Below are 17,283 nucleotides of genomic sequence, written 5' to 3' on the forward strand. Positions count from 1 at the left end.
TAGTTTGATAATTCATAAAAAAAGACCTAACTATATTTCGTTAGGTCTTTTTTTATTTAAATCGTTTTTTATTATTTAGACATACGTTTTTTATGTCCTACTAGCACACCAACGGTTGCTGCAGATAAACCGGAAATCATGAGATAGAGTATATTTCTTCCTGTATCTCCAGTCCGCACTGTTTTTGTTGTTGTATTTGCAGATTTCGTCTCTTGGCTTTCCTGTCCGGTAGAAACTACTTCTTTCGTTTCATCCTGGGAAGGTTGTTTTGAAGTAGTATCTTCTGTTGTAACCGGAACCAATTTGTCAATTGCCTGTTGTACTACATTTACCGCCGTATCAACTTCATCTTGGGTTGCATTATCATTTTCCAATACTGTTGTTGCAGTTTGTACGGCTACTGTTAACGCATTGTAGCTTTCTGCTGTATACGCTGTCGCATCTTTTCCGTTTGCTTCTACTACCACCTGTTCCAGTACAGATTTATCTGCTTTAAACCTCAGGTTCATCATTGCGTTTAACAGATTATCTGCTGCCTCTGTAATCTGCTGCTGCATTGCATTGTCCGCATTTGCCAGTAATTCTTCCGCCGCAGTAAGAGCAGTATCAAATTCTGCCTGTCCAGCCTCAATATACTGGGATAAATCGTAGCCTTTTGCAATATCGACCAACATTTGTAAGGAAGTAATATCTCCTTTTACAAATCCAAGTTTGTGAATCTCATTTAACAATGTTTTCCACGAAGCATCCACTTGTTCCTGAGAAGCGGTTGGGTCCTCTAAAATTGTTTTTGCCTGATCGAATGCCTCAAGGAAAGATTTCTGTACATCTGCAATTACATTGTCAAACTCATCACTCGCTTTTACGTTGTCTGCATATTCTACTACTTTCTTTAAAATATCCTTATTCGTGGATTGAACCGTTCCAACTGTATATTGAAGTGCATTGGAATAACTAAGTATGTTTCCCTCTGCATCTTTTGCCACTGCATAAGCAGTATCTGTTTGACCTTTTGCGGTAGAAAGTTCAATTTGTGTTTGACCTTCTGTTCCTTGTCCTAAAATATTGTTTGTAAGTAAATTAGCGTTCAAGCTATCTACTGTTAAAGTTTTTGGTGTAGTGCGATCAAAGTTGACTGGCAATTCTGCAATATCAATATCACTAGCAACTACTCCGCTTCCATAATTATCTAATTTAGGAGTATCATAATAGTTATAGTCATCTAATACTGGAGAGTAAGAATTTAAATAAATTTTTCCATTTGCCAGGTCAAAGTACATCATTTTAATGTATCCTTCACCACCACCTGGAGCACTTTGATAGTCAGTACAAATACGGTATACAACGCGGTCTTCGACTCCATCCCCGTTATCATCAAATCCTACGTTATTCATAGAAGCACCATGGTAATGTCCATTTAACATAGCAATGACATTAGTATGTGTTTTGCAAACCTGTTCTAACAATAAATCACTGAAATAATCCGGTTCTGCATTTGCATTAATTCCTGGATGGGTACAGATAATCGCTTTTTTATCAGGATATTGTTCCAATACACTGTTAATCCAATCCACCTCTGGAGTGTAGATATCCCAACTCATATATATGAACAGCAATTCTTCTCCATCTACGTTCACCAGGTCATAGTGCCCTTTATTATCATCGTAAGTTCCACCATACCAGCTGTTTCCTTCATAACGTTCTGCACCAAAATATTTATCATATAGTTCATAACGTTCATTTCCGTGACCAGTATCATGGTTTCCGCCTAATAAACCATAAGGCAAACCAGCCTGTTCAAATTTACTTAACTCATTAGAAGCATTGACATATTGGTATTCTTCATTAAATTCGTCAACAATATCCCCCGTATGGACAACGTATTGGATACCAAGACCATCTTTATTATCTACAATCCAATTGGTCATTTTAGAGAAGTTCTCCATATATTGTTCCGAATAATATTGCGTATCGGAAATCCAAGCAATTGAGAAATCATACTGCTCTGGAATTCCTGTACCATCCCAGTTGTAATCATTTTTTACGGTATCCTGGGTAGCTTGAGGTTCTGTATAAGGGGTGTATTCTTCTCCTCTTGCTTGCGCCAAAACAGTAACTTTTCCGTTTTCCAGATAATCTTCCAATGGGAATACTGCGGTAATTTTACCATTCTGTTCAGTTGTTTCAAGAATATCCCAGGTACTGTCTGTAGTATTTAAAGCGTATAACTGGATTGGTTGATCATAATCCGCTTGAGCAGAAAGATCTATTCTGATTTGTTCTTGTTGTGTGCCATCTGTTGTGATTTCAAAAATCTGATATGGGTATTGACCATTATCCGAAGTTACTGAACCCAATCCATTGGCAGCTTCAGCCTGTGCGGTACTATCTCCAACACCTGTATAAATACTAATGTCATTTAAAGCTTTTGCTTGATAAATTGTGGTATTGGCTGCACCTTCCACACTTCCTACTGTGGCTACTGCTGGATAAGTAGAGGATTCAATACTGAAATCCAAATCGGTTGCTACTGGAGTTTCTTCTGGTTGTTGTGGGGTACTGTTATCTACTGTAAAATCAATGGTTTTGGAATTGCCAGAACTGCTGTTGACAACCAACTGGTGACCACCATCGGAAAGCGCTGTGGTATCAATCATACCAGATACGGCATCTACTTTGCCCGCTGGGATTTCAAAATCCATAATCGCAGCGATTTCGCAATCAGCGGAATCCCCCATTTTAATTTCGCCCATTGTGCTGAGATCATTGCCGTTTACTCCAACTACAGAAGTTGGCTGGATTACCGTACCATCTGTCAAGGAAAGTGCCATATTACTGATATAAAAGTCATCATTATTCGCATCAGTATCAGATTCCCAGGTGGAACCATAGGTACCAGCACGGATTGCCAGTTCAATCGAAACGGAACCATCTTCATTGTATGTAAAATAGGATTGGTCTACCATAATTGCCATAGAAGAGTCCGACGGAATTTCACTGCATTTGGAGAAATTTTTGATAATCTTATCCCCACAAGTCAAGGCGTTTTTAAAATAGCTATCTACACCACGGTGGGTAAAGGTGAAAAATGCTCCATTTTCAAAAGATGGGATTAATTCCACTGGAGCACCATCTACTGTGGCGGTAATGGAAGAAGTTGTATTGTCAAAGTCTTTGATAGAAAGAGATTGTGTTCCGGATAAACTTCCATCTCCACCAAAGTTTACACGTAATCCTGTTACATTATCCAGTTTATTGACGTTAACTCTTTGGACATCTGTCATGGTATAGCGGTAGGTATTATATGCTTTTACATAGTAATCTACATAATCCGCGTTTAATACTACATCGGATGGAATAAACGCATACCATTTGTTATAGATAGCAAATGATGTTGTCTTATCACATACATAAGAATCCATATCAGGTGTCTTATAGTACAATTCAATGGATTTTACCGGCATCACATCGCTCCCACTGTAGTTATATGGGATTCGAATAAAATCCCCTTGGTTTACACTGGTTACTGGATCAACTGCCAAAGATAGATTTGGAGAGGAACCATCATCTTCAGCATAGGTTACCTGGGCGTCATTGATAGCACCCATATTTGTTGTGGATTGCGCTTTATAAACATCCATTTTTGGTCCGTCTGGATTAATCTTCAGGTCAACGCTTTTGTTGTCCTTCATATCATTAGTTCCATCCCAGAAGTAATAGGAAACTAATTCCCTGTCTTGGTTTTCCGCCGTTTTATAAACTTCAAAACCACGGAGTGTATTATTTAATCCATTTTGATTTTCAAAAATAAAGACTGGAACATTTTCTGGAATACTGTAGGCCGCACGGAATTCCTCTTCAGTTGGATAGGTTGTATAGGAACCTGCTAAAGAGTCTGCACGGTAACACCAGATAACTGCTGTACTTCCTGCTGGGATAATACAGCCTTCCTTACTTTTATCCATAGTAGTAATTTCCAATGTTTTTACATTATCCGTTTTAATGCGATAATCAATTTGGTATTCTTTGTTTAAATCAATATCCTGGCTGGTTGTATTTGTTAACTCAAAACATTCCATTAAATCATTGGATCCAGACCCATAAACCGCATCTCGATTACTATCGTTTGCTCTAATCTCTGTTAAATATAAACCTTCTGGTTTCCGATTTTCTGGAATATGGATTTCACGTTGTCCATTTAATTGAGCGGTATATACAACACCGGCAGTGGTTGGCTTTTTGCTTTCATATACATTCATTGTAGAGCCAAAGTCTGGAATGCTCAATTGGACAGAAAGTCCATCGGATGTTACCTCATCCGTTGTTTTGTTATAATGGTAGTAAGAAACCGTCTCCCCAGTAGATTTTTTAATCGCAAAACCACGATCATTTTCTGCAAATCCGTTTTGTCCGCTTACTATGAATACTGGAACACCATCCGGTACATTCATATCTTTACGGAATTCCTCTTCAGAAGCATAACCGCCTTCCCCTAGGTCTTTTCTTTGGCTCCAAAAAATAACAGTCTGTCCTGGGGCAATGTTAACGTCACTGCTACCATCAACAGTGGTAACTGCCAACTGTTTCATCACATAGTTGTCTTCAGAAGGATATTCGTACCAAAAACCATAGTCTTGGTTAAAATTGATTGTCTGGTCAGAAGTATTTGTAATTTCAACAAATTCCATCTGGTCACTAGTATTTCCATAAACATCGCTTCGATAAGATACATCATTTTGATAAATTTCAGTCATCCACAAGCCTTTTTGCGCTGGTTGATCCAAATTATTTGCAGTATCTTGTACCGCAAATGCTGGAAGTGCTGACCCTGCAATCATGGTAGACGCTACCGCAACGGATAAGCAAGCCGCTAAAAGCCTTTTTCCAAATCGCTTTTTCATTTACATTTTCCTTCCTAAATGATAGTAGGAGCATTGATTTACTCCAATTGATACACTACCATATATAAATTTCTGTTACTATCATAAATAAATCATATTCAAGTTAAATGTATAAATTATCATTTCGGAAAAATAGCGATAAAATAAAATCTGTTTTACAATATAAAAGATAAAAGTAAACAAAAAGAAATATAAGAAAAATTTATGTTAAATAAATGTGTGGTTTCAGCTGCACGGTAAGGAACAATTGATTCATTATTTTTCCAAAAGCCAACCAATTGATTGCCTAAAAGTTTCCCTATAGTTCAAAAATGCACCTATATTAACGAATCAATATACAAAAAATAAACTGATTCCGTCCGAAAAACGAAACCAGTTTATCCAATCCACTTTAATGTTATCTACTCTACAAAAATGTTTATATCGTTCATACCATTCCAATTAGATTTTTGCAGTATCATAATGGGCACGTTCTCCGCCAATAAATTTAGGGCGTGTCCTTGCGCAAACCAGGTGGGCTTCTCCAATCGAAGAAAGGGATAGGCGTACGGGTACCGCTACCTGTTTTAAATGCATCCCAATCAAAGTATCCCCAATATCCATTCCACCATGAGCTTTTATGGTTTCTACTGCAACTGGGTTCTGGAAATTCTGGTATGCTGTTGTGGCAAAGCTTCCCCCTGCTTTTGGCTGGGGAACCACATTGACCGGCTCATACCCATATTTTTCAGCTGCCGCCTGCTCTAAAATAATACACCGGTTTAAATGTTCACAGCATTGTGCCGCTAAATAGACACCATGCACTTGCAGCACTGGATAAATCCCCTCAAATACCGCTTTTGCCAGTTCCACACTGGAATCAGAACCAATTTTATGCCCTCCAATTTCGCTGGAAGAACATCCAACCACCAAAATTTCCTGTGGTTTTAATTTTGCAATCTCCAGCAGTTCTTCTACCGCCTGACGGGCCTGGTTTTTAATTTCTTCTAACATAAAAATCCCTCCTATTCTTCATACCTTTGTTTGATGTATCCGGAATATCTTCTGGTTAACTCCTGTTCAATGGGGATAATCAGACGCATCCCCTGCTCTCTATTATCCGCAGAAGCGGTAATGCGGATTAGAGTACCATCATCCTTTGCGTATGTAGCAACAGTAGGATTGGTTAAATCCAACAGAGCAGAAATGGAGTCTGCCACTGGTGCTTCCCCTACTATTTCTGGTGGAGCTTCCTGCATACTCTTTAATTTCAAATTGACCGAAACAAATACCCGATTACTACGGGAATTTAAATATTGATGGCAACACAGTTCAAACATCGGCTGCATTTCACTTGGAGGTCCAGGAAGCAGTACAATTGTCTTGCGATTTCGTTCGATAATACAGCCCGGTGCGGTCCCAACATCATTATACAACGGAATACAGCCAGTTGGCAAATAAGCCTGTTTGGCGATGCTATCCGTCATTGCAATGTGCAGCTGCCCAATCTTTTCCTCAATCCAATGGTAAGCCTTTTGATCTTTTACCAAAGTTTTTCCGAAATACTCTGCGGCAACCTCTTTGGTCAAATCATCTTTGGTAGGCCCTAGCCCTCCGCACATCACCACCAGGTCAGCCCTGGTAAAAGCAATCTCTAAAGCCGAACGTAAACGCTGCCGGTTATCCCCCACCACCGTTTGGTAATAGACATCAATCCCTAGATGCGCCAATTTTTTAGCTAAATACTGGGCATTCGTATTACAAATATTTCCCAACAAAAGCTCTGTTCCTACACATAAAATTTCTGCCACCATCGCAATATCCTCCTTTATGAATTTGCATACTGGCTATTATATAATTCATAATAAAAGCCTTTTTTCTCTAATAATTGGGTATGGGTTCCCTGTTCCACAATATTCCCCTGATTCATCACAAGAATTTGGTCTGCATTCACAATCGTGGATAACCTATGGGCGATAACAAAACTGGTCCGCCCCTCCATCAATTTTAAAAAGGCTTTCTGAATCCGTATTTCCGTTAAAGTGTCAATTGAACTGGTAGCCTCATCCAGAATTAGCATTTCTGGGTCTGCCAACATTGCCCTAGCAATGGTGAGCAGCTGCCGCTGCCCTTGTGAGAGCTGCCCCCCTTCTTGGGAAACTACCGTATCATATCCATATTTTAAGCGGGTGATAAATCCATGGGCATGAGCGGCCTTTGCCGCCTGTTCTATTTCTTCTTGGGTAGCGTCCGGTTTTCCATAAGTCAAGTTTTCCCGGATGCTTCCACCCATCAGCCAGGTATCCTGTAACACCATGCCAAAACTTTGGCGAAGGCTGTCCCGAGTAATTCGGCGGGTATCAATTCCATCAATCAAAATCGCCCCATCCGTCACTTCATAGAACCGCATTAACAGATTAACTAGTGTGGTCTTTCCACAACCTGTTGGTCCAACAATGGCGATTGTCTGACCCGGCTTTGCCTCAAAACAAAAATCCTGAATTAATTTCTGGTCTGAACGATAAGAAAAAGAAACATGGTCAAAACAAACATGACCCTTGCAGTCATGTAACTCCATGGCATCTGGGATATCTGATGTTTGCGGTGGAGCATCAATCACCGCAAAAATGCGTTCCAACGAAGCGAAAGCCGTTTGTAGTTGAGCGGTAATGCCGGAAATCTCGTTAAAAGGTTTGGCGAATTGGGCGGAATAAATCAAAAAACTGGAGATAATTCCAACAGAAACCCCCTGCGTAACAGCGATTATCCCCCCTGCAATACCTACAGCAATATAACAGATATTATTCACAAATCGGGTACTTGGGTTTACCATTGCGGAAGCGAACATAGCATGGGTAGCTGTTTTCCGTAGGCGGTCGGAAATATTGTTAAATTCTTCGCACTCCAGCCCTTCCCTACCAAACGCTTTGACAATCTTCTGATTACCTACAATCTCAGCGGCAAACGAAGATAATTCCCCAACCGACTGTTGCTGTCTGGTAAAGGTTTTCTGGCTAAACTTTGTAATAAAATATGCCACAATCAGGCAAATCGGCGTCAACACCAAAATGGTAACAGTAATTGTCACGTTCAGATAAAACATAAACGCCACTGCAGAAATCAGGGTAACAATTCCAGAAAACGCGTTGGTGATGGATACTGCCATAGCATCGCTGACACTATCTAAATCATTGGTAAAACGGCTAATAATATCCCCATGGGGATGGTTGTCGTAATAAGAAAGTGGCTGCAAATTTAAATTGTGGAAGGTATCCCGTCGCATATCCCGCACCACAAGGTAGGACACTTTATTGGCATAGCGGGAGATAAACCACTGGAACAAGGAGGAGATCACATAGATGGCCCCCAATCCAATCAGAATTTGAATCAGACCTGGAAAATCCACTGCGCCTGGACCATGGATGTAGTCAATGGCAACCCCATTCAGATAGGTAGCAGCCACTACGCCCAAGCTGCTAACCAAGGCACAAACCAACGCAAGCAGGATTTGAAACCAGTATTTTTTGGCGTATCCAAGCAAACGGCGAAAATTTTTCATCTTGTCCCTCCTCACTTGCTTTGAGATTGATAAATTTCTTGATAGGTTTCACAGGTTTGTAACAATTCCTCATGCTTCCCGTGTCCAACCAATTTTCCATCATCCAGCACCAGAATATGGTCCGCCAGAGTGACGGAACTGATCCGCTGGGAAACGATGATAATTGTCCCATTTTTCAGATATTCCCTTAAAGAGCGGCGCAGCTTCAGATCTGTCTGATAATCCAACGCACTCAAACTGTCGTCTAAAATTAACAAATCTGGCTTCCGAACTAATGCTCGGGCAATGGACAGCCGCTGCTGTTGTCCACCGGAAAAATTCTTACCACCCTCATGAATTTGGGAATGGATTCCCTTATTCAATGTCTTTACAAAATCATATGCTTGCGCAGCCTTCAGCGCCTCTATGATCTCCTGTTCTGTTGCATCCTCTTTTCCCCAACGAATATTGTCCGCAATGCTACCGGAGAATAGCACTGTCTTTTGGGGAACAATTGTGATTTTGGAGCGCAGATAATCCTGTGCTAACTGCTTCACTGGTTTGCCTCCAAACCTTACTTCCCCTTGGTTTACATCGTAAAACCGTGGAATCAAATTAATCAAGGTGGATTTCCCGCTTCCTGTGGTTCCCACAACCCCAAGGATATTTCCTACTGGCAAGGTAAATGAGATGTCCTCCAACACTTCTTTTTGGTTATACCCAAAGGAAACATGGTCAAACTCTACGAAAGGAGCGGTTGGATCTAGTTCCCTTTCCGCCTGTTGGTCTTTTACCGAAACATCACAAGTCAATACTTCATTGATTCGGTTGGCAGAAGCAGATGCTTTGGTAAACAACACTACCAAGTTTGCCACGATAATCAGTGCCATCAAAATTTGGGTGACATAGTTGATCAAAGCCACAATACTTCCCTGGGTTAAATTACCCGCATTTACGCTGATACCCCCAAAATAAAGCAGCACAATAATGCCAGCATTCATTACCACTGAGGTAATCGGGTTCATCAAAGCGGAAAGATTGGTAACATGGATATTCGCCCTAGCCAACTGTTCGGTTGCTTCGTCCATCCGTTCCCGTTCTTTTTCATGGCGGGCAAAAGCCCGGATTACCCTTACACCGCTTAAATTTTCCCGCAGAACCTGCCCTAACCGGTCCAATTTGCGTTGGGCGTTTTGATAAAGTGGAACCGTCTTTTTCATGATAACTACCAACACCAATACAAAGATAGGAATCAGCACCACAAACACCAGTGAAAGCTGTGGGTCAATATAAATCGACATCACCAGTGCGCCAACACACAAAAAAGGTGCCCTACTAACCAAACGGATCAAATAGGCAACTGCCATTACAACCTGGTTTACATCGTTGGTCAAACGGTTAATCAAAGTGGCGTTTCCAAATTGGTCCAGCTCCTGATAAGAAAGTTGGGATATTTTCTGGATCAATTCCCGGCGGATATCATTGCCAACGTTCTGGCAGGTAACAGACGCAAAATATTGGCATAACGTTGCCGAGCCAAGCCCTACAATAATAACACCCAGCATCAGTATCCCAGTTTTCCAAATATAAGGAATATCCATATTGTGTATCCCCACATCAATAATCCTCGCCATCAGCAAAGGTAGCAATAGTTCCAATATTGCTTCTACCAGTTTTGCAACAGACCCGATAATTGTCTGTTTTAAATAGGGGCGCAAAAATCTTTTTAGTTGAAACAAAACGAAATCACTCCAATTTTCCGATGATATTTCTCCCTTGTGACACTGTCCTATCAAACAGTTGCGTGGTATAATATTTATATAAATGATTAAACAAATTAAATTTCATCTTTATTTTATCGTTTGTTACTTGGCAGAAAATTATGCCAGGAAAGACGGTTTTTATTATACTAAAAATTTATGAATATTTTGTAAATACTTTATTGATTTATTTGACTAAAGCGCTAAAGCGTTGTATGATAGTAATTGTTAAGTAACGGAAAAACATATTGGAAGGTGGTATAAAATGGAATTCACACTGGATACCTTGAAAAAAGACGAACAGGTGTCTTTGAGTTTACGCAAACTGTATGAGCAGTTTGGCTATAAAAAATATAAAGTAAGCAAATTTGAAGCATATGAGCTTTACCTAGAAAACAAAAATTTTTTAAAAAGTGAGCAGATCATTACTTTTAATGACCTGGATGGAAAGTTGCTGGCATTAAAACCTGATGTGACACTGTCCATTATTAAAAACACCAACGCCAACCGTGAACAGACAGAAAAACTTTATTATATCGAAAACGTTTACCGTTTGTCCCGCCAAAATCATGAATATAAAGAGATTAACCAGATGGGATTGGAATACATAGGAGATGTTGACCTGTATGCCACGTTGGAAGTAATCCAACTGGCAATGGATAGCTTAACAGCGATTGATCCCAACTGTATTTTAGATATTTCCCATATGGGGTTTGTTTCCGGGTTATTTGATAGTCTCTCGGTCGAACACAGTGTAAAAATGCAACTGTTGGGTTGCCTCCGCTCCAAAAATCTGCACGACCTGAAACGAATTGTGGAGCAGGAACATATTTCTGATTTTTATCGGGATAAGCTGGAAAAAATTGCTGCTTTGGACGGGGAATTTGAATCCACCCTACAAGCGGCACAGGAATTGGTCATCAATGACAACATGCAGGATGCGGTAAATGAGCTTAAAGCCATTTATCAAATCATTTCCCAAAACCAACTTGCTCAACATATCCGGCTGGACTTTTCCATCATCCAAGATATCGATTACTACAACGGGATTATCTTCCAAGGATATGTACAAAAATCCCCAAGCGCAGTGCTTTCTGGCGGCAGGTATGATAACCTGCTAAAAAAATTCAACCGTGATGCAGGTGCCATCGGATTTGCGCTTTATCTAGATGAATTAAGCAGATATTACCCCGTTGCTATGGATTACGATGTGGATACCTTTGTTTTGTACCAAAATGATGCCGATTGCAATATACTCTCTCAGCAGATCAACAAGCTAGTTTCCTCTGGGGAACGGGTTCGGGCTGGAAAGCAGATTCCTGCTGACCTGCGTTATAAAAAACTGATGAAAATAAATGGAGATATTTTGGAGGAGGTGGATAGCCGTGCTTAATATCGCATTGCCAAAAGGACGTTTGGGGGATAAAGTTTACGAACTGTTCTCCAAAATCGGATACGACTGTAAATCCATCTATGAGGATAATCGGAAACTTATTTTTGAAAACCCGGAAAATGGTGTCCGCTATTTCCTGGTAAAACCCAGCGATGTTGCCATTTATGTCGAACATGGCGCCGCTGATGTTGGGGTTGTGGGTAAGGATATCCTGCTGGAAAGCGAACCGGATATCTACGAATTATTGGACTTGAACCTGGGAAAATGCCGGGTAGCTGTTGCAGCGAAAACAGATTATATTGAAGACACCGATAGGACGCTGCGGGTGGCAACAAAATTTGTTAACATCGCCAAACAGTATTATGCTTCCCTGAACAGAGAAATTGAAATCATCAAACTAAATGGTTCTATTGAACTGGCTCCGATTTTAGGGCTGTCCGATGTAATCGTGGACATTGTGGAAACCGGTACCACATTAAAGGAAAACAATTTGAAGGTATATAACGACATTGTTCCTATCAGTGCCCGTTTTATCGCAAACAAGTCCAGTTTTAAATTTAAAAACGACACAATTGAGCAAATGTTATCCAAACTGACGGGGGAATTGAACCAATGATAAAACTGTTTTATTCCAATGAAATGAAAGAATCCGATATTTTAAACCGGGAAATCCAAAATAACGACGAAGTGGAAGACATTGTAGCGGACATCATTAATGATGTCCGTGCCAATGGCGATCAGGCACTATTGGATTACTGCAAAAAATTTGACCATGCTGATTTAGATTCCTTGGAAGCATCCCAGGAAGAAATCGATGACGCCTACAATAGCATTGACCCTGAGTTTATCCAAACACTGAAGATGGCTCGGGACAATATTGAGGTGTTCCACCGCCAGCAGGTGCGTAAAAACTTTGTGATCAACGACAAGGAAGGTATTGTATTGGGACAAAAGGTAACTCCAATCGAAAAGGTTGGCTTGTATGTCCCAGGGGGAACAGCAAGCTATCCTTCTTCCGTATTGATGAATGCTGTCCCCGCTAAAATCGCAGGGGTGAAAGAGATTGTCATGACCACTCCTCCCAACCCAGACGGCAGTTTACCACAAGCGATTTTAGCCGCCGCAAAAGTAGCCGGTGTTACCCGCATTATCAAATCCGGTGGAGCACAGGCGGTGGCTGCATTGGCATACGGCACTGAAACCGTGCCAAAAGTGGATAAAATTGTAGGACCTGGCAACATTTTTGTAGCTACTGCAAAACGCCGAGTATATGGTATTGTGGATATTGACATGATTGCTGGTCCAAGTGAAATTCTAGTAATCGCAGACGGAAGCTGCAACCCGTCCTATGTAGCGGCGGATTTGCTCTCTCAGGCGGAACACGATAAACTGGCAACCGCTGTGCTGATTACAGACAGCAAAGTTTTGGCGGAAAAGGTACAACAGGAGTTGGAAGTACAGATTCCGCAACTGCTACGCAGTGAAATCGCACGGACTTCCATTGAACAAAACGGGAAAATTATTGTGGCCGATTCTATCCAGCAAGCAGTGGAAATCAGCAACCGTATTGCACCAGAACATCTGGAAATCTGTGTGGATGATCCATTTGCTGTACTAAATTCCATCCAAAATGCTGGCTCCATCTTCTTAGGGAAAAATGTTCCAGAAGCGTTGGGAGACTATTTCGCAGGGCCAAACCACACCCTCCCCACCAGTGGTACAGCCAGGTTTTCCTCTCCATTGTCAGTAGATGATTTTGTAAAAAAATCCTCTTTTATCTATTACACCAAAGACGCCCTTTCCCAAGTACAGGAACGGGTTGTGGATTTTGCCACCAGGGAAGGTCTTACAGGCCATGCAAAATCTGTATCCATCCGGTTTGAATCCTAGCTGATTGGAGTGATTGTTATGAGCCGGTTTTTAAGCCAGCGTTTTTCTCAAATAAAACCATATGTCCCTGGGGAACAACCCCAAGATACTGAATATATTAAACTGAACACCAATGAGTCCCCCTATCCTCCTTCTCCCCGTGTATTGCAGGTAGTTAACCAGAAAGAGGTGGAGAAATTAAGGCTGTATTCTGATCCAGAAGTAAAACAACTGATTCAGCAAATCGCTGATTTTTACCAGGTATCCACCGACCAGGTATTTGTAGGAAATGGTTCGGACGAGGTGTTGGCGTTTAGCTTTATGGCGTTCTGCGACCAGCAACAGCAAATTTGTTATCCCGATATTACCTATGGCTTTTATCAGGTATTCTGCCAGCTATTCGGATTGCAGCAAAACCCCATCCCTTTAAAACAGGATTTTACCGTGGATTATCAGGACTACTGCGATTGTGGGAAAAACATCGTAATCGCCAATCCCAATGCCCCAACCGGCTTGTCCTTATCATTAGAGGAGATCGAACAGATCCTGAAAACCAATCCAGACCATCTGGTGATGATTGACGAGGCATATGTGGATTTTGGCGGGACAACCTGCATCCCATTGTTAAAACAGTATTCCAATTTAATGGTAATCCAGACATTCTCCAAGTCCAGGAGCCTGGCCGGTGCCCGCCTTGGGTTCGCCATCTCCTCCCCTGAGATTATCCAGGATTTAAACAAAATAAAATTTTCTTACAATCCTTATAATGTCAACCGCCTGAGTATATTGGCAGGTTCCGCCGCTATGCAGGACCGTCTATACTGGGAATACTGTACTAACGAAGTAATCCAAACACGTAACAAGACAAAATGCGCTTTAGAACAATTAGGTTTTACTGTCCTGGATTCCAAAACCAATTTTCTGTTTGCCCGCTGCCCGAAAATCAGCGGTGAGGACTATTACAGCAAACTGAAACAGAACGGCATCCTGGTACGGCATTTTGACCAGGAACGGATTCAAGATTTTGTACGTATTACCATTGGCACACCGGCACAAATGGAGCAGTTCCTTCAGGTAACCAAAAGGCTGATGGAGGAGGAAACACAATGAGAAAAGTAACCATAGAACGGAATACAAACGAAACCCAAATTACCATCCAACTAAATCTGGATGGAACGGGACAATACCAGAATCAATCTGGCTGCGGCTTTTTAGATCATATGCTGGATTTATTCACACGGCATGGACGGTTTGATTTACAGGTATCCTGTAAGGGGGATACCTGGATTGATTACCACCACACCACAGAGGATATTGGCATTGCCTTAGGACAAGCCTTTTCCAAAGCGCTGGGTGATATGCGAGGAATCAACCGGTATGGCAGCTTTCTCCTTCCAATGGATGAAACCCTCATGCTGTGCGCTCTGGATTTCAGTGGGCGCAGCTATTTGAATTATGATGTTGCCATCCCAACAGCAAAAGTTGGGGATTTTGATACGGAATTGGTAGAAGAATTTATGCTGGGCTTTGTCCGTGCTGCTGGAACAACCCTGCATTTCAAGCAACTGGCGGGAAGTAATTCCCACCATATAATCGAAGCGATGTTCAAAGCGTTTGGCCGTACCTTAAAACAGGCTGTGGCAATCGACCAACAATATGCGGATGAAATCCCTTCTACAAAAGGATTACTAAAATAAATAGAAAGGAGCCACTTCCATGATTGCAATCATCGACTATGGCGTGGGAAACCTGTTTTCTCTCAGCAGTTCCCTTTCCTATTTAGGGCTGGAGAACACGATTACCCGTGACCCTCAGCAGATAGAACAAGCAGACCATATTATCCTCCCCGGTGTGGGTGCTTTTGCGGACGCCTATCAAAAATTGGAGCAGACCAACCTGATTGATACCATCAAGCAGCAAACCTACAACGGGAAACCACTGCTCGGTATCTGCCTAGGAATGCAGCTCTTATTTGATAAAAGCTATGAATATGGGGAACACAAAGGCTTAGGATTGATCCACGGGGAAGTATGCCCTATTCAAGACGATTTAACACAACCTTTGAAAGTACCCCATATTGGTTGGAACAGCCTGCATTTTCCAAAAGAAAACCCTCTGTTCCAATATAACAAAGAGGGAGATTACGTGTATTACGTCCACTCTTTTTACGCCAAAAACTGCCAGGAGGATACCATTGCTACCTCGGAATATGATATCACCATCACTGGGGCAGTCAATAAAGGCAGCGTGTACGGAACCCAGTTCCATCCAGAAAAAAGCGGCGAGGTTGGTTTAAAAATATTACGGGCATTCGCCGAACTGTAAAACGGAGGTTACCATGGAAATTTTTCCTGCAATAGATTTGAGAAACAGCCAGGTAGTACGGCTTACCCAAGGGGATTACAACAGGATGGATGTTTATTCTTCCAATCCTACGGAGATCGCCCAACAATTCAAACAAAAAGGGGCTACCAACCTACACGTAGTGGATTTGGATGGTGCGAAGGATGGCAAACTGGTCAATTTTAATACCATCCGTTCGATTGTGGAACAAGGCGGATTATTTGTAGAGGTTGGCGGTGGAATCCGTGACGAACAAAGGATTCAGCAATACCTTTCATTGGGGGTCAACCGGGTTATCTTGGGCACTGTCGCCATTACTAATTTTCCTTTTCTGCAACAGATGGTGGAAAAATACAAAGAGAAAATTGCCGTTGGAGTAGATGCGCGGGACGGCTATGTTGCCATCAACGGATGGAAAGAAATCACTGATACCAAATCAGTTGACTTTTGCCAGAAGTTGGCTGATATCGGGGTAAAAACCATAATTTATACCGACATCTCCAAAGATGGGCAGCTTTCTGGGACAAACCTGGAAATCTACCAGGAACTAAGCCAGATAAAAGGATTAGATATTGTGGCTTCCGGCGGCATTTCCTATGAAAAAGAAATTGTTCAATTAAAAAAAATGAATTTATACGCCGCCATTGTAGGCAAGGCGATTTATACCGATACCCTCCAGTTGGACCGTGTCATCCAGCTGGCAAAATAACGGAAAAGGAGGGCATAACATGATTACCAAGCGAATCATCCCCTGTTTGGACGTCCGCAATGGGCGCGTCGTAAAGGGGATTAATTTTGAAGGAATACAGGATGTTTCTTCTCCCGTAGAACTGGCAAAGTTCTACAATGAAAGCGGAGCTGACGAGCTGGTATTCTACGACATTACCGCTTCGGTGGAGGAACGCTCATTATTTACCGATATCCTCACCCAGGTTGCCAGCCAAATTTTTATCCCTCTGACAGTGGGGGGAGGCATCAATACCATTGAGGATTTTGACCGCGTGTTAAAATGCGGCGCGGATAAGGTAAGCGTCAATTCAGGTGCGATCAAAAACCCTAGTCTGATCGCACAGGCGGCAAAAAAATACGGTGACCAATGTGTAGTCTTATCCATGGATGTAAAACGGGTAGATGGAAAGTTCCGCCTGTTTGCCAAAGGAGGACGGGAAGATACCGGTATCGACGCTCTGGAATGGGCGCAGATGGGGGAACAAAACGGCGCCGGGGAACTGGTTGTCAACAGCATTGACACCGACGGAGTAAAGGATGGCTTTGACCTAGAAATGCTGCAAGCTGCGGCTGACCGAGTTTCCATCCCAATCATTGCTTCCGGCGGAGCTGGAAAAATGGAAGATTTCTCGAAACTATTTCACTCCATCCCCAAAGTAGACGCTGGTTTGGCAGCTTCTATCTTCCATTTTAAAGAAATTGCGATTCAAGATTTAAAACAGCACCTCCGTGAAAACGGGGTTGAAGTGCGTATGGTATAAAGGAGAATCA

At 41.8% G+C, this 17,283-nt stretch carries 13 protein-coding genes; 8 read left to right on the forward strand and 5 right to left on the reverse strand.

Annotated elements, in window-relative coordinates; all coding sequences use genetic code 11:
* Positions 1-71: 71 nt before the first annotated feature.
* The 5 genes from H8Z77_RS08455 to H8Z77_RS08475 form a co-directional block, all read right to left on the reverse strand.
* A complete protein-coding gene (locus H8Z77_RS08455) occupies positions 72-4,901 on the reverse strand; it encodes a metallophosphoesterase (RefSeq protein WP_186996735.1) in 4,830 nt (1,609 codons plus the stop codon).
* A gap of 441 nt (positions 4,902-5,342) precedes the next feature.
* Positions 5,343-5,894: a TIGR01440 family protein gene (locus H8Z77_RS08460; RefSeq protein WP_069987496.1), complete on the reverse strand. Its 552-nt coding sequence runs from the start codon at positions 5,892-5,894 to the stop codon at positions 5,343-5,345.
* An 11-nt stretch (positions 5,895-5,905) separates the two neighbouring features.
* On the reverse strand, positions 5,906-6,694 hold the full coding sequence (locus tag H8Z77_RS08465; protein WP_069987497.1) for a molybdopterin-binding protein: 789 nt from the start codon (positions 6,692-6,694) through the stop codon (positions 5,906-5,908).
* 14 nt (positions 6,695-6,708) lie between these two features.
* Positions 6,709-8,439, reverse strand: coding sequence for an ABC transporter ATP-binding protein (locus H8Z77_RS08470; RefSeq protein ID WP_186996736.1), 1,731 nt, complete (start codon positions 8,437-8,439; stop codon positions 6,709-6,711).
* Positions 8,440-8,450: 11 nt separating this feature from the next.
* Entirely contained in the window at positions 8,451-10,157 is a 1,707-nt protein-coding gene (locus H8Z77_RS08475; protein ID WP_186996737.1) for an ABC transporter ATP-binding protein, read from the reverse strand.
* 286 nt (positions 10,158-10,443) lie between these two features.
* On the opposite strand from H8Z77_RS08475, the gene H8Z77_RS08480 reads away from it, so the two are divergent.
* From H8Z77_RS08480 to hisF, 8 genes are read left to right on the forward strand one after another with little or no spacing between them, the layout of a single operon-like run.
* Entirely contained in the window at positions 10,444-11,571 is a 1,128-nt protein-coding gene (locus tag H8Z77_RS08480; RefSeq protein ID WP_069987500.1) for an ATP phosphoribosyltransferase regulatory subunit, read from the forward strand.
* On the forward strand, positions 11,564-12,187 hold the full coding sequence (hisG, locus tag H8Z77_RS08485) for an ATP phosphoribosyltransferase (RefSeq protein ID WP_186996738.1): 624 nt from the start codon (positions 11,564-11,566) through the stop codon (positions 12,185-12,187). The genes H8Z77_RS08480 and hisG overlap by 8 nt, the downstream gene beginning before the upstream one ends.
* Positions 12,184-13,461, forward strand: a complete 1,278-nt coding sequence (gene hisD / locus H8Z77_RS08490; RefSeq protein WP_186996739.1) for a histidinol dehydrogenase — start codon at positions 12,184-12,186, stop codon at positions 13,459-13,461. The genes hisG and hisD overlap by 4 nt, the downstream gene beginning before the upstream one ends.
* A gap of 18 nt (positions 13,462-13,479) precedes the next feature.
* A complete protein-coding gene (gene hisC, locus H8Z77_RS08495) occupies positions 13,480-14,550 on the forward strand; it encodes a histidinol-phosphate transaminase (protein ID WP_069987503.1) in 1,071 nt (356 codons plus the stop codon).
* Positions 14,547-15,137, forward strand: coding sequence for an imidazoleglycerol-phosphate dehydratase HisB (gene hisB, locus H8Z77_RS08500; RefSeq protein WP_186996740.1), 591 nt, complete (start codon positions 14,547-14,549; stop codon positions 15,135-15,137). The genes hisC and hisB overlap by 4 nt, the downstream gene beginning before the upstream one ends.
* Positions 15,138-15,156: 19 nt before the next feature.
* Positions 15,157-15,765 (forward strand): imidazole glycerol phosphate synthase subunit HisH, encoded by a 609-nt coding sequence (hisH, locus tag H8Z77_RS08505; protein WP_186996741.1) that lies wholly within the window; start codon positions 15,157-15,159, stop codon positions 15,763-15,765.
* 13 nt (positions 15,766-15,778) lie between these two features.
* Positions 15,779-16,492: a 1-(5-phosphoribosyl)-5-[(5-phosphoribosylamino)methylideneamino]imidazole-4-carboxamide isomerase gene (hisA, locus tag H8Z77_RS08510; RefSeq protein ID WP_186996742.1), complete on the forward strand. Its 714-nt coding sequence runs from the start codon at positions 15,779-15,781 to the stop codon at positions 16,490-16,492.
* A gap of 19 nt (positions 16,493-16,511) precedes the next feature.
* Complete coding sequence (gene hisF, locus H8Z77_RS08515; protein WP_069987507.1) at positions 16,512-17,273, forward strand: imidazole glycerol phosphate synthase subunit HisF; 762 nt, start codon at positions 16,512-16,514, stop codon at positions 17,271-17,273.
* Positions 17,274-17,283 lie beyond the last annotated feature (10 nt).

This window comes from Clostridium facile, assembly GCF_014297275.1.
Taxonomy (GTDB): domain Bacteria; phylum Bacillota; class Clostridia; order Oscillospirales; family Ruminococcaceae; genus Massilioclostridium; species Massilioclostridium facile.